A 26042-nucleotide genomic window follows, 5' to 3' on the forward strand; every position below is an offset into this window, starting at 1 on the left:
GTCGCCATGCCCCGTCATCGGTGAGGAGGCCTCAGTTACAGCTTGCTGCCCCGATATCCAGCCAGACATCGTGCTTGCCCGGCTCATTGCCCTGAGTCCACCACTTGGCCTTCCACTGACGGCCGTTGTGGTTGGTGAGATCCCCGCCGTTGTAGGCAACGGCAGCGTTCCAACCCAGATCAACCTGACTCACCAGCGCCCACTGATCGGCGGCGCGGCTCGGCTCATTACCCTGAGTCCAGTACTTGGCCTGCCATACCAGCTGGTTGTGGCTCACCTTGTCACCGCCGTTGTAGACCTTGCTGGCCTGCCATGCGGGAACGTTGGCCGCTTCCGGGTCGGTGGTGTTGCAAGAGCCCCCCTCACCGCCTTCGTTGACTGGCGTGACGGTGAGACGGGTGGCCGCGTTGGCATCGAGTGCGCCATCGGAGACGGTCACAGAGAGGTCATAACCGGTTTCAACATCCACCGCCGGGCCGGTGACCACCAGGGTGGCGCTGTTCTGGCCGGTCGCCGTGATACCGGCAGGCACTTGCCATTGATAGATCAGCTCGTCGTCGTTGGGGTCGGATGCCTTGGCAGTGATGGTCACCTGCTTGCCCTCTTCCACCTTGACGCTGGCAGGCAAAGTCACCACCGGAGGCAGGTTGGGCTGCGGCGCCTTGTTGGTCACCACCACCTGATCCCTGGCGGTCAGTTGATGGTCATCGGTCACCGTCAGCTCGAACACCAGATTGATGTCGGCGGACACTGCATCGAGTACAACCCGGGCCTTGGCCTGAGTGGCATCAAGTAGAGCGGCCTGCGGGCCGGAGACCTGCTTCCAGCTATAGGTGAGGGTGCCATTTTCCGGGTCGTGAGACGCGGAGCCGTTCAACGTCACCTCGGTCGGGCCGGTGACACTCAGATCGCTGCCCGCATTGGCAACCGGCGGCTTGTTGGCTGGCGGAGTGACCCCTTCGCCGTGACCGAGACCTTCATGCATGGCGTTGAGGATGTCGCCATTGTCGGCATCGATCTCCCAGGAGAAGAGCCCGCCCAGCTTGTTGGCCAGCACGTATTGGCCTTTCGCCTTGACCGAGCGCTCGTCGTCATAGGTGATCAGCTCGCCGGTGGAGGGCTTGAACAGGGTCGCCGCTTCGGCAGTCTCGTCGTAGTTGTACTCCCAGCCTGCGCCCATATGGCTGTTAACGATGTGGCGATAATCCAGCACGCCATCTTCCCAGGTGCCCTTGATCTTTCCGGTGGCGGTGCCGGTGAAAGGATCGTTGCCCTGATAGCCGCTCACCCCTTTCCAGCCGCGACCGTAGGCGGCGGCACCGATCACCAGCTTCCCGGAGTCGACCCCCTGCGCTAGCAGTTGCTGCACCGCTGCATCAGTGTTGTAGCGCTTGTTGGCCGAGCCGTTGGTAGCCTGATAGAGGTTGGCCTGATGACCCAGGGAGGTATTGCTCCAGGCACCGTTGTAGTCGTAACTCATCACGAAGAGGTGGTCCATGTACTGCTGGGCAGCCTTGTAATCCACATCCTCAATCTTGTCGTAACCGGCACCGATGGCGGAGGTGAGCTGATAGGTGCGACCGGTCTCGGCCTCCAGCTCGTCGAGCATGGCGCGCAGATCCTTCATGATCAGCACATAGGTTTCACCATCTTTGGTCTTGTCCCCCAGATTGGGGTTGGCACCGTCGCCGCCCGGGAACTCATAGTCGATATCGACACCGTCGAAGAACTTCCAGGTCTGCAGGAACTCCTTGACCGAGGCGACGAACACGTCACGCTTGGCCTTGTCATGCATGAAGAAGAAGGGGTCGGAAAGGGTCCAGCCACCGACGGAGGGGAGGATCTTCAGGTCCGGATAAGCCTGCTTGAGAGCCATCAGATTGCCGAAGTTGCCCTTGTAGGGCTCATCCCAGGCGACCAGTGACCCCTGCCCTTTTTGCAGCGCAGCCCAGGGATCGTGAATGGCGACCTGGAAATCCTTGCGCCCGGCACAGGCACGTTGCAGCGCCTGGAAGCTGCCGGCAATCTCTTTGAGGCTGTCGTTGAGGCCATCACCGCCACAGATCGGGGTGAAGCCATAGAGGATATGGGTCAGGTTCTGGGCTGGCAGCTTGTCCACGGTGAAGTTGCGATCATAGACCCCCCACTCCACATAGTAGGTGCCGACCACCTTGCCGGATTTGTTGACGTAAGGCTTGTTGTGCTCCTGCAGGGCTGGCTTGAGCGGTGCGAGGTGGCTGCCATCAGTATCGGCGACCACGATCTCCTTGGCATCAGACAGGGTGCAGCCATCGCCGTTGCACAGCGCGACCTGCATCTGATAGCGGCCCCCCTTGTGCACCTTGAAGGTGGCGGTACCCGCGGCGGAAGAGGGACCGGACCAGACTTCCTTGCCATCCAGAAGCACCTTGGCACTCTGGCCGATATCGCCGTTCCAGAGATTCCAGGTGACGGTCACATCGGCGCCATCCTTCACCTTGACCAGCTCGTTATAAGCGGTCGCGGACTGGTTGACTTCGACGATGGCAAACTTGGTGGGGCCCCAACCGATGGCGGGTTTGCCGGGAGCTGCCGCATAAGCGGCGGAGGAGGCGAGCAGGGTGCCGACCATCATAGCCAGCAGTGCAGGTTTTGGACTTAGCATATTGCTTTCCTTTTCGTTATTGGAAAAACGAAAGGGCAACGCAACACGACAGGTGACACAAAAACGGCCACCCCTTGGCAAAGGCAGCCTGCATACTACTGTGGTGGCCCCGCTATCCTAGGTCGTCTTGACCCTTAGACCGGAAGCTTTGCGTCCCGACTTTTCAATCGGTTTGCCCTTGTCACAACGTTATTTCTGGCGATAAATAATCGCCGATTGACTGTAGGGTAATTCTGATAAGTAAGCAAATCGGACCATTGCCAGCCCACCAGTTACCAACCCCGACAATTACCCACTTTCAAGAAATTAATGTTTAAAAAACAGCCGGATATGCAGACCTAATCTCATCACCTCCAACCAGATACCTCACACCATTTTTTTGATCTGCATCACACCAAATTGAGAAAAATCAATGAGTAAGAACAATATGCGACAAAAGACCCATCTGTATCGCAACTAATGAATTTATAATCGCCGCTTTGCATGGCCAGCAGGTGTCTTCATGCCCAGCGAATTGCCCTCACGCACCCGGTTATCCAGATACGACAAATTTGTTCGTTTGACGATTTATGCCTTGCCACTGGCCGGAATGGTCTGGCTTATTAACAGCCTCAATGGCTGGCAAAGGGCAACGTGCGGCACAGATGCCAGCTATCGGAGAGAGCATTAATCACTAGCCCGGAAGGGCTGCTTTGCAGGCACAAAAGAGAATCTGGGTGGGGAAACCGGTTGGCAGACCCGCCAGAATGTGGCGAAGCGGGGAGAAAAAACGGGGCATGACTGGCATGCCCCGCCACCATTCAATGCTTATTTACAACTGGCGGCTCCCACATCCTGCCAGACGTCGTGTTTGCCGGGCTCATTGCCCTTGGTCCAGTACTGCGCCTTCCACTGACGACCGTTATGGGTGGTGAGCTCGCCACCGTTGTAGGCCACATTGGTATCCCAACCCAGTTGCACCTTGCTCACCAGCAACCACTGATCCGCGGTGCGGCTAGGCTCGTTGCCCTGGGTCCAGTACTTGGCCTGCCACACCAGTTGGTTATGGCTCACCTTGTCGCCGCTGTTATAGGTGCTTGCCGCTTTCCAGACTGGCCAATTGACCGCATCCGGATCGGTCGCCGTGCAACCACCGCTGCTGCTGGCCGGCTTGACCGTCAGACGGGTTGCCGCACTGGCATCCAGTCCGCCGTCGGAGACGGTGACGCTCAGGTCATAGCCGGTGTCGCTGGTGACGCTCGGGCCAGTCACCACCAGGGTGGCGCTGCTCTGACCCGTTGCGGTGATGCCTGCCGGCACACTCCACTGATAAGTGAGTGGATCACCGTTCGGATCGGAGGCGGTCGCCTTGATGGTCACCTGCTTGCCCGCCTCCACAGAGGCCGTGGCAGGTAGACTCACCACAGGCGCCAGATTGGCCTGCGGCGCCTTGTTGGTCACCACCACCTGATCCTTGGCACTCAACTGCTGATCATCGGTCACCGTCAGCTCGAACACCAGATTGATGTCGGCGGACACGGCATCGAGTACAACACGGGCCTTGGCCTGAGTGGCATCGAGCAGGGCAGCCTGCGGCCCGGAGATCTGCTTCCAGCTATAGGTGAGGGCGCTGTTTTCCGGATCGTGGGAGGCTGAACCATCCAGCGTCACCTCGGTCGGGCCGGTCACCTTGAGGTCACTGCCCGCGTTGGCCAGCGGCGGCTTGTTGGTAGGTGGAGTCGTCCCCTCGCCATGGCCCAGCCCTTCATGCATGGCGTTGAGGATGTCGCCGTTGTCGGCATCGATCTCCCAGGAGAAGAGGCCACCGAGCTTGTTGGCCAGCACATACTGCCCCTTGGCCTTGACCGAGCGCTCGTTGTCATAGGTGATGAGATCGCCGGTCGCCGCCTTGAACAGATAGGGCGCCTCGGCCACCTCGTCGTAGCCCTTCTCCCAGCCAGCCCCCATCCGGTTGTTGACGATGTCGCGGTAATCCACCACCCCGTCCTCCCAGGTGCCTTTCACCTTTCCGGTCGCCTTGCCGGTGAAGGGGTTGTTGCCCTGATAGCCGCTCACGCCAGTCCAGCCACGGCCATACATGGCGGCACCGACCACCAGCTTGCCGGGGTCAACCCCCTGCGCCAGCAGCTGATTGACCGCCTTGTCGGTGGTGTACTTGGTATCGGGGTCCCAGCTCGCTGCATAGAGGTTGGTCTGGTGACCCAGCTCGGTGTTGCTCCATGCGCCGTTGTAGTCGTAGGTCATCATGAAAATGTGGTCCATGTAGGGCTGGGCCGCCTTGTAGTCCACATCCTGGATCTTGTCGCCCCCCGCTCCAATGGCGGAAGTTAGCTCATACTGGCGACCAGTCTCGGCCTCCAGCTCGTCGAGCATGGCCCGCAGCTCCTTCATCAGGGCCACGTAGGTGGCACCATCACTCGGGCTGCCCAGTTTCGGGTTGGCACCCTGTCCGCCCGGGTACTCCCAGTCGATATCCACACCGTCGAAGAACTTCCAGGTCTGCAGGAACTCTTTCACCGAGCCGACAAACACATCGCGCTTGGTTTTGTCACCGAGGAAGTAGAAGGGATCGGAGAGGGTCCAGCCACCGACCGAGGGGAGGATCTTGAGATTCGGATAGGCCTGCTTGAGCGCCATCAGGGCGCCAAAGTTGCCCTTGTAGGGCTCATCATGGGCGGTGAGGTTGCCTTGCGGCATCTGGATGGCGGCCCAAGGATCGTGCATCGCCACCTTGAAGTCGGCCCGGCCGGCACACGCCCGTTGCAGTGCCTGGAAGCTCCCTTCGATCTCCTTGAGGCTGTCGTTGAGGCCATCCCCGCCGCAGATGGGGGTGAAACCATAGAGGATATGGGTCAGGTTCTGGGCCGGGATCTTGTCCACCGTAAACTTGCGGCCATAGACTCCCCACTCCACATAGTAAGTCCCTACAACCTTGCCGGACTTGTTGGCGTAGGGCTTGTTGTTCTCCTGCAGCGGAGCCTTGAGTGGCGCCAGATGGCTGCCATCGGTATCGGCGACCACGATCTCCTTGGCATCAGAGAGGGTACAGCCATCGGCGTTGCACAGCGCCACCTGCATCTGGTAGCGCCCCCCTTTCTTCACCTTGAATTTGGCGCTGCCCGCTGCGGTGGAGGGGCCGGACCACACCTCCTGACCATTGAGCAATACCTTGGCACTCTGGCCCAGATCGCCGCTCCAGAGGTTCCAGTTCACCTCCACATCGGCGGCATCCTTCACCTTGACCAGATTGTTGTAAGAGGTTGCCGCCTGATCGACTTCCACAATGGCAAATTTGGTGGGACCCCAGCCGATGGTGGGTTTGCTCGGAGCGGCCGCATAAACGCCGGATGAGGCAAGCAGGGAGCCGACCATCATGGCCAGCAATGTGGGTTTTGGACTTAGCATATTGTTTTCCTTTACGTTATGGACAAACGAAAGGGCGACACAACACGACAGACAGCACAAACACGACTACCCCTTGGCAAAGGCAGTCAACATAACACTGTGGTGGCCCCGCTATCCCAGATCAACAGCGCCTTTAGACCGGAGGCTTTGCGTCCCGACTTTTCAATCGGTTTGCCCTTGTCACAACTTTATTTTCGGCGATAACTAATCGCAAATTAACTCTATGGCAATTTATATAACTACGCAAACAAGACTATTATCCTCCCCTGCTAGCCATACCTGCCGCTTGGTCGCTGCATCATGCGTCACCTTTAAAATAGAAGGGAAAACTCAGTCGAAACAAGCAAATAAATAATTGATAAATAAACCCTTTTAAATCGAGCACAGATAAATAAGAAAAAGATCAACATCTGATAGCAGAGCACAACAAGAGATAGTCCCGCCCGAACTGCTGCAGCAAAATTTAAAGTTAATTAATTGCATAAAAAATCAAACCCCGCCCACACCATCACCTCCCTCCTGCCATCCTTGGTGATCCAGACTCAACGAATTTGTTTATCTGACCTGCCGAGATAACAAACACACAATCCGGTCATAATGTAAGCAACTGGATAGACAGACATACGCAGTTGTTTATTTTTATTGGCATTTTTATATAATGCGCGCACGTCCCAGTGGCACAGCTGGATAGCGCGCGCCCCTCCTAAGGGCGAGGTCGCAGGTTCGAATCCTGCCTGGGACGCCACCAATCCCCCTTTCGCATTCACTCATCTCGTTGACGATGGGGACAGCGTCTAGCAGCACTCTGCTTGCGCCATCAAAATTTTCACCGAGTCACAAGCAACTGTATTCGTACGGCATTCGGCATATGCCCTCTCTCTGATAGACTGCTTCTCTTTGGCTGAGCCTTCGAGCAAAGCCAGCTGCTTCATCTTGCAAAGGAGTGTTGGATGTCCGGTTGTTCCTGGTGGGATAGATCCACCGGTTTTGCCTTGCTGACCATTGTGCTGTGGGCCTCGCTGGCGGCGCTGACGTCACGAGTCACCAGCGTGTCACCGCTGGTACTGGTCGGGCTGGTGCTGTTTTTCTGCGGGGTCGGGGCCTTGCCGTTCTGGCGCCAATGGCGTGCTCGTCCGATTACCTGGCTGGTGACGGTTGCGGCATTGCTGCTCTACCATCTGCTGCTCTTTATGAGCTTTCGTCATGCCCCGGTGCTGGAAGCAAACCTCATCAACTACCTCTGGCCGCTCTGCATCATTCTGTTCACCCCGCTGTTGTTGCCAGGCCATCCACTCCATGCCCGTCACCTGCTGGCTGGCGCCTTTGGTCTCGCGGGCTCCATGCTGGTGATGGTCAATGGCGAGCTGCAACTGCAGCAGGCCTATCTGCCGGGATACCTGCTGGCACTGGGCGCGGCAGTCGTCTGGGGAGCCTACTCGGTATTATCACGCCGTCTGCCGCCAGCCCCCGCCGTGGTCACTGCGGCAGCCTGCCTGCCCGCAGGTTTGCTGGCGCTGCTGCTTGCCCGTCTGCTCGAAGGGCCTCTGCCGCTCGCGCAGATCCCCACCAGTGACTGGCGCCTCATCATCGGGCTGGCGCTGGGGCCCATGGGGGCGGCCTTCGTTACTTGGTATCTGGCACTGCGAGACGGCGATCCTCGCCGGATCGGGGCGCTTGCCTACCTGACACCGCTGCTGAGCACCTTGCTGCTGGTGTTGCTCAATGGTGAAGCGCTCACCCCGCGCCATCTTCTGGCCGGAGCACTTATTATGGGCGGCGCCCTGCTCGGTATGCTGGGCCAACGTAATAGCGCGCAGGCTTCCTCATCCAGTTAAATCGGCAACATGGGGCCACTTGACCCGCCTTGTCATAAAAGCGCCATCATCCCTGTTTAGGCTCGGGCCATGCTCCCCATGGTCTGCGCTGACAGGAATAACCCCGTGAAAATCGCCCACTACGCCTCCCTCTCCTCCCTGGTTCTGCTACTGGTCGCGGGAGGACAGGCGCTGGCTCTCTACCACGGCTGGCAACAGCTTGCCCGTACCAGTCAAGCCCAGCGCCAGCACGAAACGCTGCAACAACTGGTGACCATTACCCTGCAAAACAGTCTGCGTGACTACCTCAACAGCGGCGATCCGCAGCAACTGACCGCGGCAGAGAAGATCCGCCAGCAAGCGCTCTCCTCGCTGGCCGCTCAGGATGATGCCGTGGCGGCCCCGCTCAAACAGCAACTCGAACAGATGGCGCAGCGCATCGCGCACGACTATCAGGCCGCAGGCAAGCTCTCGGGCAACAGCCAGCTGTTGCTGCAACATGCGGAGAGTGAACTGGGCAGCCAGGCCATGACACTGATCCGCTATGGGGAGCAAGGCGCCAGCACGGAACAATCTGCTGCGGCACAACAATATCGCCGCGGTGCAGCCGAGATCCTGGCGGGCCTGCCGCGCCTCGCCCATTTGCGCCAAAGCTATATGGAGCAAGGCAATGAGAAGCTGCTCGAAGGGATCCGCTTCGAGCTGGAGGCACTGCAAAAACAGGCGCAAGCGCTGCAAGCCTTGCCGCGGCTCGGTCTGTATGAAGAGGCGCCCGCCGATGAGTTCACTCTGGGGGAGCCGGTGCGAAAGGAGCTGGGGGATCAACCGCGCAGTGAATTACGCTCGTTGCTGGGCCGCTATCCGCAGGAGCTGGCCAACAGCCGCACGGCGCTACAACAGCAACAGGCTGGCCGCCAGACCGTGCAGCAAGACATCATGGCGATGTTGCAAGCGACCAGACAGATGGGGGAACAACTTGCCCGCGAGCGGCAAGCCGTCAATCAGGAGCTGGCCACCATCATCGGCACGCTGGCGCTCTGCCTGGTGGTGGTTGCCCTGCTGTTTGCGCTGGTGCAACGACGCTGGCTACTCGCCCCCTTGTTGCGACTGCGCGGAGCCTTTCTGCAGCTCGATCAGACGGGGCAGGCCGAGCCGTTGCCTGCCGGGCACGATCGCAACGAGCTGGCCGATATTGTTGCCAGCTACAACCGGCTAATCGGTCGCCTGCACCAGGACCAGCAACAAAAAGAGGGACAGCTGTCAGCGGTATCCCTCAGTCTGCAAGGGATGGTCAGTCAGGTTGACGAGATCCACCACAGCACCCGCACTACCGAACAGGTGGTCGACGAGAGCGGCCAGATGATGGATGAGCTGAACCAGCTGGCCGGAGAGGTCCATCAGGTCGCCGCCGACATCGCCCGGCATGCCCACCATAACGAACAGGCGATGAGCCAGAGCGAAGATCTGGTGGGTAGCATGCTGCACGCCACTCATCAGACAGGACTGGCGATTGACGAGAGCGATGAGGCGCTGCAAGCACTCACCCGCTCGGTTGCCGATGTAACGGCCATTGTCGATGTGATCGGTCATATCGCTCAGCAGACCAACTTGCTGGCCCTCAACGCCGCCATCGAGGCGGCCCGCGCAGGGGAACAGGGACGGGGCTTTGCGGTGGTCGCCGATGAAGTCCGCCACCTCTCGGCCAATACCCAGCAATCCCTCAACCAGATCACCGATATTCTGGGGCGCCTGACCCAATCCGGTGAACAGCTTGGCACCGTACTGAACCGGATCACCAGCGAGTCAAGCCGCCAACGGGCACAGGCGGAGCAACTGCGCCAGACCACCCAGGCGGTGCGGGAGATCGCTCGCAACACCGCAGTGATCGCCCTGCAGGGCGCCGACAACGCCAAAAGTCAGGAACACAAGCTGGCCAGTTTTGCCGATCTGATCGCCCGTATCCACCAGCATGCCCGTCAGGTGAGTCAGCTCTCGGTGCAGGTCTCGTCCCATATCCACCATCAGGCGCAACAGATCCCCCGTATCCTCGGCCAGCAAGGCTGACCCTATTCGCCCCACATCCCCACCAATTCACTTTCCCTCGACCAGAGGGAAAGTTTTTTTGTAGCACAAAATTATATGTTGCCTGCAGGTTAACAGCTTCCCTTCCCCCGTATCTGATGAAAACCCGCACCGGCGCTGGCCACACCTCCAAGAAAACGCTCTCATTACCGTGATACCGGCCATGAGGCTGTTTACGACCTTGCCCATGATTATTTGCACTCGGTCATACTTTTGAAACGTTGAGGGAACTTTTCATTGATATTTCGCACCGCGAACGTACTCTTGGAGTTGTCCGATAGCCAAGAATCGGAACAAAAAAAACAACATGTGATGATCAGGACTGCCAACTACAGATGTGCCAAGACATCCGGGTTTGCAGATAACCAAGAGAAGATTTTTTGCCCTTCGGGGTTTTGATTGCAATGCCAATACCGAGCGGTAGGCCCGATGCCAGCTGCCGGAAAAAAGCTAAGTCCATAAAATCAGGAGCAATAAAAATGGAAAAAGTGATCTTCAAGCGCGCCGCTTTGAGTGCCGCTGTGGTAGCCGCTCTGGTCGCCCCCGGCATGGCGTTGGCAGCCCAGGATATGATGAGCCCGGAATATGGCCAGTCCTATGAAACCTTCGTAAAAGACTCCAAACTGACCGGTGGCCTGTTCTACTTCCAGCGTGATCGTCAGCGCATCGATGGTGACCCGACTGCCGCCAAGAAAGAAGGCAAGTACCAGTCCAACCTGAGCCATTCCACCGTCCAGGCAGCTCTCAACTTCAACTCCGGTTATGCCTGGGACACTGTTGGTCTGGATCTGGGCGGCTTCGGTGCCTATGACCTGGCCGTTACCGAAAACCATCCGGTCAACCAGGAGAACGAATTCTCCTTCGCAGGCAACTCCTGGGGCAACAACTACAAAGATGGCTCTCCCGAGGGTGGCTTCAGCCTCTCCAACGCAGCTCTGAAGCTGAAATTCCTGGACGGCGGTGTGACTGCCAAGGGTGGTTACACCCAGCTGTATGTCCCTGGCCAAATCGGTGTTAACTGGTCCTATCAGCCGGGCACCTATCGTGGTGGTCAAGTCGAAGGCAACTTTGGCGGTCTCTACCTGACCTACGCCATCGCTGACGAGTACAAGGCCCCCTGGTACAAAGAGACTCAGGTCTTCTCTCGCGCCAAAGCGTGGATGGATCCGTTCGCTGATGAAAACGTCATCGACTATATCCACGGTATCGCGGCTCGTTACACCTTTGAAAATGGCACTGCCGTGACCGGTTCTTTCGGTCAGTCCGAAGGCTACATGGACAGCTACCACTTCAAACTGGCTCACAAGTTTGACGTACTGGGCGGCCTCGCCACCAGCTACCAGTTCTACGGTTCCGAGACCGAGACCTACACCAAGGGCGGCTCCCAGATTGAAACTTACGACGGCCTGGCATGGCAACAAGCACTGACCGCTGCCTGGAACTACGCCCAATACGGCTTCCGTCTGGAAGGTCTGTGGACCAAGGCTGAAGGTGCGGAAGGCAACTACCTGCCCCGTCTGACCCGTGGCTACGCCAACTCCCAGGGCGCCAACGAAATTTGGTGGGATTCCCGCTCTGACTGGAACGCCAACAACGAAAAAGCACTGTTCTTCGGCGTGACCCGTTCTCTGGATGATCTGGTTGGTGCGCCGGGCTGGGCTGTCGGTGTATCCGGCGCCTACGGTTGGGATATCGAAAATGGCCAAGGCAAGAAAGCAGCCAACGGCGAGGATACCGAGTGGGCCGTCAACTTCGATGTCAGCTATACCGTGCAGGATGGCAAGCTGAAAGGCACCCTGTTCAAACTGCACTACACCGACTACAACAACGACATCAGCCAGGGCGGCGGTTGGACCGATTACCCCAACATCTTCGCCTCCGAGCACGACGTCAAGTTCCACATCATCATGCCGCTTACCTTCATGTAATCAGGCAATACGATGTCAGCAAACCGGGCCACTTGGCCCGGTTTTCTTTTTGCCGGTTGGCAGGCTAACATGCGAGCCGGATAAGGGTTTTATCCACTCACCTGCCAGTACGCTTTGTCAACAGTCACAAGGACGCCATCATGCCCCGTTTTGTTCTGATCACCGGTTGTTCCAGCGGTATTGGCCTCGCTGCCGCGCAAGCGCTCGGGCAGCACGGTTTTACCGTGATCGCCTCGGCGCGCAAGGCGGAAGATGTGGCCCGTCTGCAACAACAGGGATTGCTGGCGGTACAACTGGATCTGGCGGACCCTGCTTCCATCGAGCTGGGTGCCAGTGCGGCGCTCCATCTGGCAGGCGGGCGCCTCTATGGCCTGTTCAACAACGGCGCTTATGGCCAACCCGGGGCGCTGGAAGATCTGCCCACCGAGGCGCTCAGGGAACAGTTCAATACCAACCTGTTTGGCTGGCACCATCTGATCCGTCAGGTGCTGCCGCCGATGCTGGAGGCCAAAGAGGGTCGGATAGTACAGAACAGCTCGGTACTGGGGCTGGTTGCCATGAAGTATCGCGGCGCCTACAACGCCAGCAAATTTGCGCTGGAAGGCTATAGTGACACCCTGCGCCTCGAACTGGCGGGCAGCGGGGTACATATCAGCCTGATTGAACCGGGTCCTATCGATACCCGTTTTCGTGCCAATGCCCGCAGCGCCTTCTTGCGCCACATCGATCCGGCCCAGAGCCGTCATCAGTCGGCCTACCGTCAGACCCTGACGCGGCTGGAAAAAGAGGGGGCCACCAGCGGCTTTACCCTCTCCAGCGAAGCCTGCATCCCGCCGCTGCTCCATGCGCTGACCCACGCCCATCCCAAGGCGCGCTATCCGGTGACCACTCCAACCCGGCTGTTTGCCTTCTTGCGAAGGGTATTGCCCACTCGCTGGCTCGACAAACTGCTGGCCAAATCGGCCTGATCCCGTGATGGGCGGCAAACATTCTGCCGCCCGGATTGGGCTAGCTGTATAGCGGCATCACCAACCTGGTTTTACCCTCTCTTCAATAGTGCTCGCCATTGCTGTAGTAGGCGCTCTTGACCAAGGGAATCACCTGCACCACCACATAAGTCTGCTCCCCCAACACCTGCTTCAAATGGCGCGTGATAAGGCGCGCGGCGGCGTCCTGCATCTCTTGTGGCCGCTCGAACCAGTGCAGCTCGACAAACGGAAAACCCGCCTCTGGCTCGCCGTTGCGTATCCAGCAGCTATCAATCCGCTCCATGGTGACAAACTCCGGCTTGCCGCCGGTCAGCTCGCAAAGGTCGGCCAGCAGCGGGCCGCTCACCTGTTGCAGGGTATCGAGCGTCACGGCGCGAAAACGAAGATGGGGCATGGCAAACCTCTTGGTTATCTGAAATGAGGACTTATCATAGGAGTTATTGTCAGCAAGAGAAGTCACCCGGCGCATATTAAGGATCCCCATGAGATTTCATCGCACCCTCTTTGCCTTCCTGCTCTGCCTGCTGCTACCGCTGCACGCCTTTGCCGATCCCGCCTTCTATCGGGTGAGCAAGGGCAACCAGCAACACTGGCTGCTGGGCTCCATCCATGCGGGCAAGCCTTCACTCTATCCTCTGCCCGAGCCGGTGGAGCGTGCCTGGCTGCAGAGTCGCGCTCTGGTGATGGAGGTGGACATGAACAGCATCACGCCGGATCAGTGGCAACAGACCGGCTCCCTCACCCGACTGGTGGATGGCAAGCCGCTCAAGGATCATCTGCCTGCCGAACTCTATCAACGCACCCTGATGGCGGGCGCCCGCTATGGCATCGACGAGGCTACCCTCGCCACCCTGCGCCCCTGGTTTGCCGCCATTACCCTGACCCAGGCCGCCATGGCCCGCTCCGACTTCAAGAGTGAGCTCGGGATAGACCAGCACTTTGCCACCCGGGCTGCCAAAGAGGGCAAACCGGTAGTGGGTTTTGAAACCCTGCTGGAGCAGCTCGGTTATCTGGCCAGCGTGGGTGACAACCAGACCCTGATGCTTGCCAGTACCCTGGATGAGCTGCCAATGCTGGAGACAGGTTTCGCCGCCGTGATGAAGGCGTGGCAGCAAGGGGATGAGGCGACGCTGATCAATCTGCTCAAGGAGGAGATGGCTCCCCCCGCGCTACAGAGCTGGATGGAGCAGACCCTGCTGGCCGAGCGCAACCACAACTGGCTGAAGAAATGGTCCACCCTGCCCAACGAGAGCTTTATCGTGGTAGGCGCCCTGCACCTTTACGGCGAACAGGGTTTGCTGGCGCTGCTGGAGCAGCAGGGTTGGCACATTACTCCACTCACCACCCCTAGCCCGGCACAAGCTCAAGAACAAAGAGTCCAGTGAGAACGATCACAGAACGAACTGGTTATTAAACAACCTGAAAGGGAGTTGATCGGGATCATCCCGGACGGGGCAAAGAGGTATTTATCATGCCTGTCATCAACCGGGTGACAGGAGCAATAAAATGGACTTTTGGCTGGACCTGATGTTTGGCAACAGCGTGGGATTGATGTCGATGCTGGTGATAATCGGCACCTTCTTGCTCATCAGCTCTTACGCGGCCTACTTCATCTACAAGGTGATGCACTCGCAACCGCCTCATTCACAGCAACCCCATTCTCAACAGCCCAAAGAGGGAAAATAATCCTCTGACCACAGGCGGCAGTTCACACTGACCGCCTGTGCTGTTTTATGGTTCGCGACTGTGATTCCCGGGACAGGATGCACCAGTGTCCATGCCGGCCCTCCCTTATCCCCCCTGCCCCTTTCCCCGTTTTCTGTGCCGGTTGCGGCCGTTATAATGGCCCCCACTTTTTCTTATGGGGAGCCTGCCGTGTCTCATAACGACGAACTCTCGCTATTCATGAATGAAGTGGCCGACGTGCGGCCCATTCGCAGCGACAATATCCATCCCCATGCGGCCAAATCCGCCCCGACCGAGGCGCAGCTCGCTCGCCGTCAGGCTGCCACCGCCGAGCAACTCGCCCTCGACCACCTCACCATGGAGGCCATCGAGATGCGCGATCCGCACGAAATCGTCGGCTTCAAGCGTGATGGGGTGCAGGAGGGGGTCTACAAGAAGCTGCGGCTCGGCAAATACGAGCTGCAGGCGAGCCTGGACTTGCACCAGAAAACCCTCAACGAAGCGCGCCAGACGCTGGTGCAGTTCATTGCGGATTGTGAAGTCCGGGATATCCGCTGCCTGCTTATCCTGCATGGCAAGGGGGAGCGCAGCACCCCGCGCGCCCTGCTGAAAAGCTATGTCAGCGCCTGGTTGCCGCAACTGCCCGCCGTCATGGCGATCCACAGCGCCGAGCGTCGCCACGGCAGCAGCGGTGCTCTATACGTGCTGCTGCGTAAAAGCGAACGCAAAAAAGCAGAAAACCGCGAACGGCACCAGAAGCGGCTCGGCTAATCCGCCGCTCGCCACCACGCCTTTGGCCCACCTGCGCTAAGGTGGTCAACGATGCAGCGGCGGTGTTAGCATCGAACGGCCCCGATCATGCCAGGTACGGGGCGGCATACCATCAGGGACGATAACAAGGACAATCCCATGTCATATCAAAAGCTTGAACAACATCAGCAGCAGATCCACCGCTTTAGCCACCTCGCCGCCATCTGCGGCTGGGATCAGGCGGCCATGATGCCGGAAGGGGGCAACGATGCCCGCGCCGAAGCGATGGCCGAACTCGGTCTGCTGATCCACCAGAAGCGCACCGCTCCCGAGCTGGGCGACTGGATTGCCAAGGCCGAGAGTGAGCCGCTCGATGAAGTGCAACGTGCCAACCTCGGCGAGATCAAGCGCCAGTGGCAAGATGCCAGCCTGCTGCCCGGTGAGCTGGTCGAAGCGCTGTCGCTCGCCGGCAGCAAGTGCGAGCACGCCTGGCGCAGCCAGCGCAAGAACAACGACTGGGCCGGTTTTGCTCCCAATCTCGAGGAGGTGGTGAAACTCTCCCGTGAAGTAGCGCAGCTGCGGGCCGATGCGCTTGGCGTGCGCCCCTACGACGCCATGCTGGCCCTCTATGAGCCGGGCATGACCAGCACACGACTTGATCAAATCTTCGGCGATCTCGCCAGCTGGTTGCCGGATCTTATCCTGACCGTGAGTGAACAACAAAAGGGCGATGCCCTGCTGCTGCCGCAAGGCCCCTTCCCCATCCCGACCCAGCAAGCGCTCGGTCAGGAGGTGATGGGACTGCTCGGCTTTGATTTCGCCCACGGCCGGCTCGATGTGAGCAGTCACCCCTTCTGTGGCGGCGTGCCGACCGACGTGCGGATCACCACCCGCTATAACGAGCAGGAGTTTGTCTCCAGCCTGATGGGCATAGTGCACGAGACCGGTCACGCCCGTTACGAGCAGGGGCTGCCGCGCCATCTGCTGGGTCAGCCGGTGGCCGAAGCGCGCTCCATGGCGATCCACGAGAGCCAGAGCCTGTTTTGCGAGATGCAGCTGGGGCATCATCCGGCCTTCCTCGCGCTGCTGGCACCACGCATTCGTCACCACTTCGGCGAGCAGGCGGCGTTTGCGCCGGACAATCTGGCCAAGCTCTACAGCCGGGTCGAGCCGGGCTTTATCCGGGTCGATGCGGACGAGGTGACCTATCCGGCCCACGTTATCCTGCGCTACGAGCTGGAGCGCGATCTGGTGGAAGGGAAGATCGAGGTGGCCGACATCCCCGAGCTGTGGGACGCCAAGATGCAGCAGTGGCTGGGGCTCTCCACCAAGGGCAACTACCGCAATGGCTGCATGCAGGATATTCACTGGACCGACGGCTCGTTCGGCTACTTCCCGAGCTACACCCTGGGCGCCATGTATGCCGCCCAGCTGCGTTTTGCCCTCGAAAAAGAGCTGGGCAGCATGGGGGAGGTGATCGCGGCGGGTCGCTTGCCGGAGATCTTCGGCTGGCTCGGGCGCCAGATCTGGTCACAGGGGAGCCTGCACAGCACCGACGAGCTGGTGCGCCGCGCCACCGGTGAAGCGCTCAACCCGCACTGGCTGCGCCAGCATCTGGAACAGCGTTATCTGAAGTGATGCTTGCTACACGGGTAACAAAAGACGGGGCCCTTTTAGTTGACCACTACAGGGCCCCGTTTTTATGGCGGTGCATGGCACAGCACGCCGCCACAACCATGCTGTAAAAAGAGAAAATTCAGAGAGGATCAGGGGAACCCAGCAACTCGCGCAGTTGCAGGATATTGCCCTCAGGGTCGAAGGCGTTGCGCACCACAAAGCCGGGCCCCGTCCACTGCTGTGGCAGCAGGCCGCCGCCGAGATCCGCCGCCTTCGCTTCTGCCCAGGCGAGGCTGGAGACGGTGAAGAACAGCTTGATGGCCCCCTCTTCCCGCAATTCCGGCGGCCGCTTGATAACAACTTGCCCGGTATAAGGCTCGGGAATGGCGTGGATCAGCAGCTGGATATCGCTGTTTTCCAGCACCACCAACTGCTCATCCTGACTGCAGACCACCATCTGCAGCAATGTACGGTAAAAGTGGGTCAGCAGGCCCGGATCCTTGGCATAGATCAGGGCACCGGCACGAGCTGGGCCTGGCATGGAGCACTCCTCAACAGTGAACGACTGGGTGGACAGATCTCCACCTTCTCACAGTTGCGCGCCCCATTCGATCCTTTTTAGCGGCTCGCCAGCCTCACTGCACAAAGTGCCACTGCCGCAGTGCCAACGTCGGAGGCGGCCCCTGATCGTCCCCCAGATCTGCCATGCCCAGCGCCTCGTCATAGTGCACACCGCCCGCGCCACTCTCGGTCAAGTGTTTTGCCCGCACCGCCCCGTACAGACCGCCACTTCCGCTGATCTTCATCTCGGTGAGCGGGGCATAGAGAGCGGCATAGAGCGGCGTATTGCCCGACAGCTTGACCCCATCCTTGCCGCTATACGCGGAATAGATAGAGATAGCGGGCGTACCGCCAGCGGTCAGCCCCTGTTTGGCTGCCGTCACCTCGGCACCGGCCCCAAGATCGACCTTACCGCTGACGATCAGGGTCAGGCTGCTCCCCTCGCTCACCGTCAACTTGTTGCTGCCTGTCATGGTGAAATCCTTGTCGATCAGCAGCACCACATCCCCCTTGATGGTGAGACTGGCATCGGCCCCCATATTGAGGCTATCGAGCTTGTAAATGGTCTGTTCCTTGCCAAACAGCTCCCCCTTGCCGGGGAACGGCAGCCCGGGCTTTTGCTGGTTGCTGCTGGTGACCGAGCCGGTGGCAGGATCCGTGGTCAGCACCATCTGCTGGGTGGCCCCGAGCGTCAGCGGGCCATTGATGGGCAATGTTGCAGGGGGGAACGATTTGGGCAGCGCGGCCACATTGAGCGGGTCACACACCTGCCCGGCAACAGGCGGTAGCTTGGGATGAGTTCGGTATTGGGGCTCCAGATACTTCTGATGCTTGGCATCAAGGAATGCCCCGTTCCCACCATAGTTCAACTTGTCGCCAGCAATGCTGGTGCCATGACCCATAGAAACATCCCCATTGATCGCAACAGCTCCGGCAATATGCCCCCCTTGCAAGGCAAAATTTCCACTCCCGTTCACGCTGCCCTCAACCCTGACGACCCCATCAGAGGGAGAAATGGTGATATCGCCGCCAGCAAGTACATTACCCGCAACAGGTGAAGAACCTTTCAAGGTCACCGAGCCGGTCGCCCGCACATCACCCCAGATGGGGGAGTGCCCGGCGAGCACCACATTGGCCTTGTCGCTGACGGTCGCCACCTTGGCGTTCTGCCCCTGATTAAGGGTCCCGGAAACAGACTCCTTGTACGCTCCCTTGCGCGAATCATAGCTGTCGATAAAACCGCTACCGGAAAGGCTTAGCCCTTCGCATGCCACCACCGAATCCTGAAAGATCAGATTGCCGGGCTCGCGCTTGAGGGCAAACAGCGCGTTGAGACTGGCATTGCCCTCCAGATAACGGCCATGGCTCTGCAACGCCAGTTTGCTGCCTGTAGAAGCATCCAGCTGATCGATGCGAAAGCGGCTGCCCGCCATAGCCCCTTCCCCCTTGCCTGGCACCTTCTGCACCAGTTGATCCCACTCTATCCGTGGTTCGGCGCCGAGCGCCTGATGCAGGGCGCGATAACTGTCGTTCATCCCCTGCTCGGCACTGAGCTGTGCATTGATCTTCTTGTGAAAATTGCCGCTCAGGCGGGTTTGCAGCTGGTTCTCCTGAATGCTGGTAAACACCAGCAGGCTCGACAGCAGGCTCACCACCAGCACCACCAGCAATACGGCTCCTCGCTGCCCCTGCAATCCCTTGTTCATCCTGCTCCCCCTGCACCGGATGTGGCCAGCGCTGCCGCCCAGACCGCCTTGCGGCGTGCCACCTGCACCTCTACCCCAGGCGCCAGATAGCTCGGCAGCCCTTCGGGCAAGATGCGGATATTGACCAGCGCCCCCTGCTGGCCGAATTCAAGATCCTGAAGATGGGCCAGCAACAGGCGCGGGCCATCCCCGTCATCGCAACTGAGTACCGGCGGCGTGAAGCGGTACTGCTCGGTAAAATCGGCGGTTTTCTGGTTGCCAAGGCAGGAGAGCACCGGACTGCCCCCCTCTACCTTGAAAGCCAGCGTCAGGCGATCAGGGGTGACCGCTATCAGCTGATCCGCCTGCTTGACGCTGTTGGTAAAGGTGAGAGTGGCAAAGCGCAGCACTTCGTTCGCCTGCTCCAGCGCCTTGCTCTGCTCAACCGTGCTCTTGATAGGCACGTAACCGGCAAAAATAGCCAGCATCAGCATCAGACCGAGCACCATGGAGATCATCAGCTCGACGAGACTGACACCTCGCTGTCGGAAGGGAACGTTCAGCATAGTGGCGGAAACCCTGCGTTCAGCTCAACCCGCCTGGCACCGGAGATCCGCGCATCACGCCACTCGATGGCGACCACAAAGTGGTCGCTGTAGCGACTAGGCAGCACCAGCTGGTGGCCCTCGTGCAGGGTGAAGCGGGCAAGAAAATCGCCCTGGGTGAACCGCTCCGGCTTTCGCTGCACTTCGCACAGCGAACCCCAGATCTGCTCCACACTGTTGCTCGCCTCAATCGTGGCCAACGTACTCTGCAGGCTATAGTGCGCCTGCTGCAACGAGACCACCTGCCCCTTGGCGAGACCGAGAAACACCATCACCGCCAACACCATGGAGACCATGATCTCCACCAGATTGAAACCCTGCTGGCGAGCAGGCGCGGTGTGTCTCATGAGCAGCTCCCGTGCAGCAGCTGGCCGCTCGGCGCCACACAGAGCACGCGCTGATCTCCGAGGCGATTGGCCAGAGTGATCTCGGCGTGGCTGCTACTGCCGGTTGGCGCGATCTTGATGGGGTCAAACGGCTTGATCACCACGCCGCCAGCAGGTGCTGCCGCCTGACGCAGCAACTTGCTGTCAGCCATCACCTCCCAGCCACCGTTCTCGGTGCCCTGCAGTACCACCGGCAGGGTCAGCTTGACCGCTTCGCTGCGGGCAAAGCGGTAGGCTGACGCGAGCTCGGTCGCACTGCGATCGAGTCGTTCGGCCGCGAGGCGCTGACTCATGGAGGGCAACCCGACTAGCAGCAAAATAGCGGCGATGCCGACCGTGATCATCAACTCAATCAGAGTAAATCCGCGCACGTTCATCTTATGATCCCCAGCAGTCATGGCGATTGGCCGCGCGATAACCGGTCTGATCGAGGGTCAGAGTGCCGCATTCATCCTGTTGTCGCGTCGTTGGAATGGCTTTGAGCAGATAGTCGCCAGCATCTTGCTGGCTGTAGCTGAACTGGTAAAAATCCGTGTTGGAAGGGGTGGCAAACGTGTCGGGATAACGGCCCTGTTGGGTATAGATACGTTCGAGGGCGAGCGCCTGCGCCAGCAATTGCTGCTGTGCTTCGTAACGACGTCCCTGTTGCAGATAACCCTGATACGCAGGCAACGCGATGGCCGCGAGAATGCTGACAACCGTCATGGCAATCAACAACTCGATCAGACTAAACCCCCGGCAATGGGGCCATGCCTTACAGTCGTTCACTTATCATCCTTGGCAAGTGTTGTTATTGGTCGGCCTTGGGCCGCAGATGTGATGACTTAATAATCACAAAAAATTAACTGACTCAATTGAACAACACAAAATCACCACATTCAATGTAAAAAAGATAATTATGTGATCTGTTATTAATTTATAAGCAGTTTTCGCCGCTACTAATCTCGCTAAGCAAATAAAGCTAGGCCAATCGAGCCTCCGACCCCATCCGTTATGAGCTCTTCTGCCGAGCCTTGCCAAATGGACAACAACGGAGCGAAGAGTGAAACCCAACCGTGCAACGAAAGAGTAAAAAAACTTCGGCCAATTTTTGCTATCCCTGTCCGTTTCTGGCTAGTCATGGCCCCCGAGCCCCCTTACTCTCTTGCCATCTATTCCAGCAACGCCGCCAACACCATGAATGCAAAGCCAAGCCCTGAGTCGTCACCGGATGAGGTGATCAACACCCTCAGCCGCGAACAGTGTCACGCCGCACGGCTCGCCCGCGATGCTCGCTTCGATGGCCGCTTCTTTACCGGCGTGCTCTCGACCGGCATCTACTGCCGGCCTGTCTGCCCGGCACGGCCACCGCACGAGCACAATGTGCGCTACTTCCAAAGCGCCGCGGCCGCCGAGCAGTATGGGCTGCGACCCTGCCTGCGCTGCCGCCCTGAGCTGGCCCCCGCCGCCCGTGGCGATCTGCCGGTTGAACTGGCACGTCTGCTGGCACGCATCGATCGCGGAGAGCTGGCGGAGGGCACGCTCGCCAAACTGGCCACTGAGGCAGGGATCAGCGAACGCACCCTGCGCCGCCAGTTCGAGCAACATCTCGGCGCCTCACCAAAACAGGTGGAGCAGACGCGCCGCCTGCTGCTCGCGAAACGGCTGCTGACCGAAACAGGGCTGCCCATTACCGACATCGCGTTTGCCGCCGGCTTTGCCAGCATCCGCCGCTTCAATGATGCTTGGCTCAACGCCTACGGACTGGCCCCGCGCTCCCTGCGCCAGCAGGAGCAGCACGGTGACGCGCCAGAGCACATAGGCTCGGAGCCGCGCGGCGCAACGCTGACGCTGCAGTTGCCCTACCGCCCCCCATATGATGTGGCGGCCATGCTGGCGTTCTACCGGCTGCGTGCGATCCCCGGGCTGGAGCGGGTAGATGGCGAGGTGTATGAGCGGCGCTACCAGGTCGGTAATCAGGTCGCGCTGGTGCGCATCGCGCAGGGCAAGGGGCACAGCCTGCAACTCACCGTTCATAATCTGCCGCTCGCGGCGCTGCCCGATCTGCTCTATCGGGTGCGCAGGATGTGGGATCTCGATGCCGATATGCAGCGGATCGGCGATCTGCTCGCTCAGGATCCTCTGCTCTCCCGCTTGCTGGCGCGCTGGCCCGGCGTACGGCTGCCGGGTGGCTGGGACGAGTACGAGGTGATGCTGCGCGCCATCGTCGGCCAGCAGGTCTCGGTCAAGGGGGCCATCACCATACTCGGGCGGCTGGTGGCTCGCTCCGAGGCGCAATTCGGGATGGCGCAACTGCCGCCCCCCGCCCAGTTGTGCGAACTCGATCTCGACGGTATCGGCATGCCCGGCAGCCGCATTCGTACCCTGCGCGGCGTGGCACAGGCGCTGGCCAGCGGCGAGCTGACCCTCACGACAGCCAGTGACGAGCAGTTGCTGGCGCTGCCGGGCATAGGCCCGTGGACGGTCTCTTACTGGCGGCTGCGCTGCGGGCTGGATACCGATGCCTTCCCCGCTTCCGATCTGGTGCTGCAAAAGGCACTCGGCGGCGGCACCAAGCTGCCGGTAAAAGAGGTGTTGGCGCAAAGCGCAGCATGGCAGCCGTGGCGCAGCTATGCGGCCAGCTGGCTGTGGCATGCCATGAGTGAAGCGCCCGATTTGCTGCTCCATGCCACCAGCAATGAACAACAGCCAGATACCCAACAACAGGAGATAACCCCATGATCCGCTACGATATCCTGCCGACCCGCTGCGACGATCTGCTGGTCGCCATCAATGAATCCGGTCTGGTGCACGTGGACTTTGTGGCGGGCCTGCGGGCACTGCCCGATATGAGTGGCTGGCAGCAAGATCACGGGGCACTGGCCCCCTTCCTCGCCGAATTTGACGCCTATTTTGCCGGTCGCTTGCAGCGCTTCTCCCTGCCCCTTGCCGCCCGTGGTACCGCCTTTCAGCAGGCGGTGTGGCAAGCGTTGTGCGACATACCCTACGGCGAGACCCGCAGCTACGGCGATATCGCTCGCGCCATCGGCAAACCCGATGCGGTGCGGGCAGTAGGCGCAGCAAACGGCCGCAATCCGCTCTCGATCATCGTCCCCTGCCATCGGGTGATCGGCCAAAACGGCAGCCTGACCGGCTATGCGGGGGGATTGGAGATTAAAAAAACGCTGCTGGCGCTGGAGAGGGACAATTAAAGGAGGGTAGGCAGAGAACCTGCGATAAAAATTGCCCCTTTCCGGATGGAGAAAGGGGCTCATTGATCAGCGTTTCAGGCTGCCCATCACATGCATTTCGCAGCGGTTGCAGTCAAAGCGCAGGCGGAAGGTATCTTTACCCATCTTGAGCTCCAGCGGCTCGGCCTTGAGACCGGGCACCTCGTTCGGACAGAGGTTCTGGCTATAGCGGATGCAATGCTTGGTGATCATCAGCACCACTTCCCGCTCCTCCTTGTTCGCCTCATAGGCGGGAGCGATGCGCTCCACCCCGTGCTCGCGGAAGAACTGTTCGGCCGCGCTGTTCAGCACGTTGCCAAGGTAGGAGAGGCGGTGCTGGGGATAGTTGATATCCCGCAGGGCGATGCGTCGCTCGGGGCGCTGGTAGCTGGCCACCCGTGCCGCCTCCAGCGCGGCGATGCCGTCCCGGCGCAAACCGTTGAGCTGTGATGCGGCGATAAAGAGCGGGTGAGTGAATGCCAACTCAATCTTGCGCGCCACAAACAGGGTATTGCCGAGTTTACCAAGTTGATCCCGCGCCTGCTGCAGCGCCCGCTCCGGGTTGTCGGCAGGCTGTTTGTCGCAAGGCAGGGTCACCGTGGCACTAATGCCCTGCTCGTCGGTAAGCGTAAGGCACACGCCCTCATCGCACTCAGCCAGCACCATATCGACCCGGATGCGGCGATCCGCGCTCGCCTTCTCCAGCATCTTGCTGAACGCCTGATCGTGGTTGCGGTAGATTTCGGTCCCCACCTTCAGCCCCGGCATGCGTTCTGACAGGAGTAACTGCTTACCTTCGACCTTGTTGAGGCGCATCCCCACCAGCTCGTTGTTCGGCTTGAAGAAGCCCAGACCGTCACCGTTGTTGAGGGTGACCTGTTTGCCGTCAATCTCGATACCGTCACGGGTCACCTTGGTGACACGCCCGAGCGGTTCACCCACATATTTCGGGCTCTTGGTGGAGTCGATCCCCTGCTGGCGGCCATGGAGGAAGTAGTCTGTGCTGCCGCGGTTGAAACTTTTCTTGGGGTCAGGCGTGAAGCTGTAGCTGCAACGACCCGCCGAGGCGGCGACCAGATCGGAGCGGCTATCCAGAATGGCGTCCAGCTTCTGGCGATACCAGGCGGTAACGTTCTTGACGTAGTCGAGCCCCTTGAGGCGCCCTTCAATCTTGAAGGAGCGGATCCCCGCCTCGATCAAGGCCTCCAGGTTATCGGTCTGATCCATATCCTTGAGGGACAACAGGTGGCTGTCTGCCACCAGCACTTCGCCATCCGGCTTTTGCAGCGAGCAGGGCAGACGGCAGAGCTGGGCACACTCACCACGGTTGGCACTGCGGCCGGTACGGGCATGGCTGATGTTGCACTGGCCACTGTAGGAAACGCAGAGAGCGCCGTGGATAAAAAACTCCAGCTGCACATTGGTCGCCGCACTGATCTCGCGGATCTGCGCAAGAGACAGTTCGCGCGCCAGCACCACCTGAGAGAAACCCACATCCTGCAGAAACTTCACCTTCTCCGGCGTGCGGTTGTCGGTCTGGGTACTGGCATGGAGCGCGATGGGAGGCAAATCCAGCGCCAGCAGCCCCATGTCCTGGACGATGAGCGCATCTGCTCCAGCTTCATAGATTTGGTGGGTCAGCCGCCGCGCCAGCTCCAGCTCGTGATCGTGCAGCAGGGTGTTGAAGGCGACAAAGACTTGGGCGCCGAAGCGATGGGCGTGGCGCGCCAGCGCTTCGATATCTTCGATGGTGTTGCCCGCCGCGCTGCGGGCGCCAAAGGCAGGGCCGCCCATGTAGACGGCATCGGCACCATGGTTGATGGCTTCGATGCCGTAGGCGAGGTTCTTGGCCGGAGCCAGAAGCTCCAACCGGTTGTTGTGGCTTAACGGGTGCTTGTTCTGGTGCATGGTCTCGGGATCAGGGCGGACAGCAAATGGGCGCTACTCTAGCCCATTCACCGCCTGCGTGCCTTGATCCCGCTTAAGGTATCCGCAAAATGCAGGATTAGATAACCACCTTGAGTGCCAGCCCGAGCAGCACCAGGCCGCTCACCTTATCGATCACAAAGGATTTGGCTTTAAGCCACGCCAGCACCGGCCCGCGGGAGAGCACCAGCGCCACCAGCACGTACCAGACGGCATCGATCCCGCCCGCGGTGAGCATCATGATGCCCCCTTCGCTCCAGCCGGTATCGGCCCGCACAAACTGGCTGAACAGGGCGATGAAGAAAACCGCCAGCTGGGGGTTAAGGAAGGCAACCATAAAACCTTCAAAGGCCCCTTGCCGACCGCGCAACTGATGTACCTCTTCATTCCCTTCGTCACTGGCTGGTTTTGCCAGCAGGGCTTTCACCCCGAGCCAGGCAAGAAACGCGGCGCCGCCGTAGCGGATCAGATCAAACAGGATCGGTGTCTGGGTGATCAAAATGGAAAGGCCGAGCGCCGTGACCAGCGCATAGATACCAACCCCGAGGCCGTGGCCAAGCGCAGTAGCGACGCCATGCCCCTGCCCGCCCTGCACCGTGTTGCGGATGATCAGCGCCAGACTCGGCCCCGGGCTGATGGCCCCCATCACGCAGATTGCGGCCAGTGCCAGCCAACTCGTCAGTTCCATGCTTTTCCTCTTTTGTGCTCGATATGATGACCTGCACTCAGGGTACGGGCTGAGCCATTATGCCAGT

Annotated in this window: 21 protein-coding genes, 1 tRNA gene and 2 riboswitches; of the genes, 11 read left to right on the forward strand and 11 right to left on the reverse strand. The window is 59.7% G+C overall.

Going from position 1 to position 26042, the window contains the following annotated elements:
• Positions 1–31: 31 nt before the first annotated feature.
• On the reverse strand, positions 32–2644 hold the full coding sequence (locus I6L35_RS01565) for a glycosyl hydrolase family 18 protein (protein ID WP_216979361.1): 2613 nt from the start codon (positions 2642–2644) through the stop codon (positions 32–34).
• A 99-nt stretch (positions 2645–2743) separates the two neighbouring features.
• Positions 2744–2831: riboswitch (cyclic di-GMP riboswitch) on the reverse strand.
• 620 nt (positions 2832–3451) lie between these two features.
• Positions 3452–6049: a glycosyl hydrolase family 18 protein gene (locus tag I6L35_RS01570; protein ID WP_216979362.1), complete on the reverse strand. Its 2598-nt coding sequence runs from the start codon at positions 6047–6049 to the stop codon at positions 3452–3454.
• A gap of 98 nt (positions 6050–6147) precedes the next feature.
• Positions 6148–6235: riboswitch (cyclic di-GMP riboswitch) on the reverse strand.
• Between the two features lie 482 nt (positions 6236–6717).
• Between I6L35_RS01570 and I6L35_RS01575 the strand changes: the two genes are divergently transcribed.
• The 5 genes from I6L35_RS01575 to I6L35_RS01595 all read left to right on the forward strand — a co-directional run bounded on the left by I6L35_RS01575 (position 6718) and on the right by I6L35_RS01595 (position 12841).
• A tRNA-Arg gene (locus tag I6L35_RS01575) sits at positions 6718–6794 on the forward strand.
• A gap of 205 nt (positions 6795–6999) precedes the next feature.
• Positions 7000–7884, forward strand: coding sequence for a DMT family transporter (locus I6L35_RS01580; RefSeq protein ID WP_005343609.1), 885 nt, complete (start codon positions 7000–7002; stop codon positions 7882–7884).
• 105 nt (positions 7885–7989) lie between these two features.
• On the forward strand, positions 7990–9927 hold the full coding sequence (locus I6L35_RS01585) for a methyl-accepting chemotaxis protein (protein WP_216979363.1): 1938 nt from the start codon (positions 7990–7992) through the stop codon (positions 9925–9927).
• Positions 9928–10424: 497 nt separating this feature from the next.
• Positions 10425–11873, forward strand: coding sequence for an OprD family outer membrane porin (locus I6L35_RS01590; RefSeq protein ID WP_204481162.1), 1449 nt, complete (start codon positions 10425–10427; stop codon positions 11871–11873).
• Positions 11874–12013: 140 nt separating this feature from the next.
• Complete coding sequence (locus I6L35_RS01595; protein ID WP_005343603.1) at positions 12014–12841, forward strand: SDR family oxidoreductase; 828 nt, start codon at positions 12014–12016, stop codon at positions 12839–12841.
• A gap of 82 nt (positions 12842–12923) precedes the next feature.
• Here the strand turns inward: I6L35_RS01595 and I6L35_RS01600 are convergent, their stop codons facing one another.
• Positions 12924–13256 (reverse strand): DUF1904 family protein, encoded by a 333-nt coding sequence (locus I6L35_RS01600; RefSeq protein WP_139739995.1) that lies wholly within the window; start codon positions 13254–13256, stop codon positions 12924–12926.
• An 88-nt stretch (positions 13257–13344) separates the two neighbouring features.
• Here I6L35_RS01600 and I6L35_RS01605 point away from each other — a divergent pair, with 88 nt between their 5' ends.
• The 4 genes from I6L35_RS01605 (at position 13345) to I6L35_RS01620 (ending at position 16936) form a co-directional block, all read left to right on the forward strand.
• A complete protein-coding gene (locus I6L35_RS01605) occupies positions 13345–14247 on the forward strand; it encodes a TraB/GumN family protein (protein WP_040068559.1) in 903 nt (300 codons plus the stop codon).
• 121 nt (positions 14248–14368) lie between these two features.
• Positions 14369–14548: a DUF3149 domain-containing protein gene (locus tag I6L35_RS01610; protein WP_005338733.1), complete on the forward strand. Its 180-nt coding sequence runs from the start codon at positions 14369–14371 to the stop codon at positions 14546–14548.
• A gap of 189 nt (positions 14549–14737) precedes the next feature.
• Positions 14738–15319 (forward strand): DNA endonuclease SmrA, encoded by a 582-nt coding sequence (gene smrA, locus I6L35_RS01615; RefSeq protein ID WP_216979364.1) that lies wholly within the window; start codon positions 14738–14740, stop codon positions 15317–15319.
• A gap of 138 nt (positions 15320–15457) precedes the next feature.
• On the forward strand, positions 15458–16936 hold the full coding sequence (locus tag I6L35_RS01620; RefSeq protein ID WP_201944365.1) for a carboxypeptidase M32: 1479 nt from the start codon (positions 15458–15460) through the stop codon (positions 16934–16936).
• A 118-nt stretch (positions 16937–17054) separates the two neighbouring features.
• Here the strand turns inward: I6L35_RS01620 and I6L35_RS01625 are convergent, their stop codons facing one another.
• The 6 genes from I6L35_RS01625 to I6L35_RS01650 form a co-directional block, all read right to left on the reverse strand.
• Positions 17055–17456, reverse strand: a complete 402-nt coding sequence (locus I6L35_RS01625; RefSeq protein ID WP_159143128.1) for a VOC family protein — start codon at positions 17454–17456, stop codon at positions 17055–17057.
• A 94-nt stretch (positions 17457–17550) separates the two neighbouring features.
• Entirely contained in the window at positions 17551–19182 is a 1632-nt protein-coding gene (locus I6L35_RS01630) for a hypothetical protein (RefSeq protein ID WP_216979365.1), read from the reverse strand.
• Positions 19179–19727, reverse strand: coding sequence for a PilW family protein (locus I6L35_RS01635; RefSeq protein ID WP_216979366.1), 549 nt, complete (start codon positions 19725–19727; stop codon positions 19179–19181). The genes I6L35_RS01630 and I6L35_RS01635 overlap by 4 nt, the downstream gene beginning before the upstream one ends.
• Positions 19721–20113 carry a prepilin-type N-terminal cleavage/methylation domain-containing protein gene (locus I6L35_RS01640; RefSeq protein ID WP_159143122.1) on the reverse strand — a complete coding sequence of 131 codons (393 nt, stop codon included), beginning with the start codon at positions 20111–20113 and terminating at the stop codon, positions 19721–19723. The genes I6L35_RS01635 and I6L35_RS01640 overlap by 7 nt, the downstream gene beginning before the upstream one ends.
• Positions 20110–20529, reverse strand: coding sequence for a GspH/FimT family pseudopilin (locus I6L35_RS01645; RefSeq protein ID WP_204385147.1), 420 nt, complete (start codon positions 20527–20529; stop codon positions 20110–20112). Before I6L35_RS01645 ends, I6L35_RS01640 begins: the two co-directional genes overlap by 4 nt.
• Before the next feature lies 1 nt (position 20530).
• The gene (locus I6L35_RS01650; RefSeq protein ID WP_204385146.1) at positions 20531–20920 is read right to left on the reverse strand and encodes a type IV pilin protein; all 390 of its coding nucleotides are present in this window, start codon (positions 20918–20920) and stop codon (positions 20531–20533) included.
• A 408-nt stretch (positions 20921–21328) separates the two neighbouring features.
• Here I6L35_RS01650 and I6L35_RS01655 point away from each other — a divergent pair, with 408 nt between their 5' ends.
• Together I6L35_RS01655 and I6L35_RS01660 are read left to right on the forward strand one after the other, a co-directional pair.
• Positions 21329–22873 (forward strand): AlkA N-terminal domain-containing protein, encoded by a 1545-nt coding sequence (locus tag I6L35_RS01655; RefSeq protein ID WP_216980229.1) that lies wholly within the window; start codon positions 21329–21331, stop codon positions 22871–22873.
• Positions 22870–23343, forward strand: coding sequence for a methylated-DNA--[protein]-cysteine S-methyltransferase (locus I6L35_RS01660; protein WP_216979367.1), 474 nt, complete (start codon positions 22870–22872; stop codon positions 23341–23343). The genes I6L35_RS01655 and I6L35_RS01660 overlap by 4 nt, the downstream gene beginning before the upstream one ends.
• 66 nt (positions 23344–23409) lie before the next feature.
• Here the strand turns inward: I6L35_RS01660 and I6L35_RS01665 are convergent, their stop codons facing one another.
• Positions 23410–25269 carry a U32 family peptidase gene (locus tag I6L35_RS01665; RefSeq protein ID WP_216979368.1) on the reverse strand — a complete coding sequence of 620 codons (1860 nt, stop codon included), beginning with the start codon at positions 25267–25269 and terminating at the stop codon, positions 23410–23412.
• A gap of 97 nt (positions 25270–25366) precedes the next feature.
• Positions 25367–25975 carry a LysE family translocator gene (locus I6L35_RS01670; protein WP_058057313.1) on the reverse strand — a complete coding sequence of 203 codons (609 nt, stop codon included), beginning with the start codon at positions 25973–25975 and terminating at the stop codon, positions 25367–25369.
• Positions 25976–26042 lie beyond the last annotated feature (67 nt).

Origin of the sequence: Aeromonas sp. FDAARGOS 1405, assembly GCF_019048265.1 — a bacterium.
GTDB lineage: Bacteria > Pseudomonadota > Gammaproteobacteria > Enterobacterales > Aeromonadaceae > Aeromonas > Aeromonas veronii_A.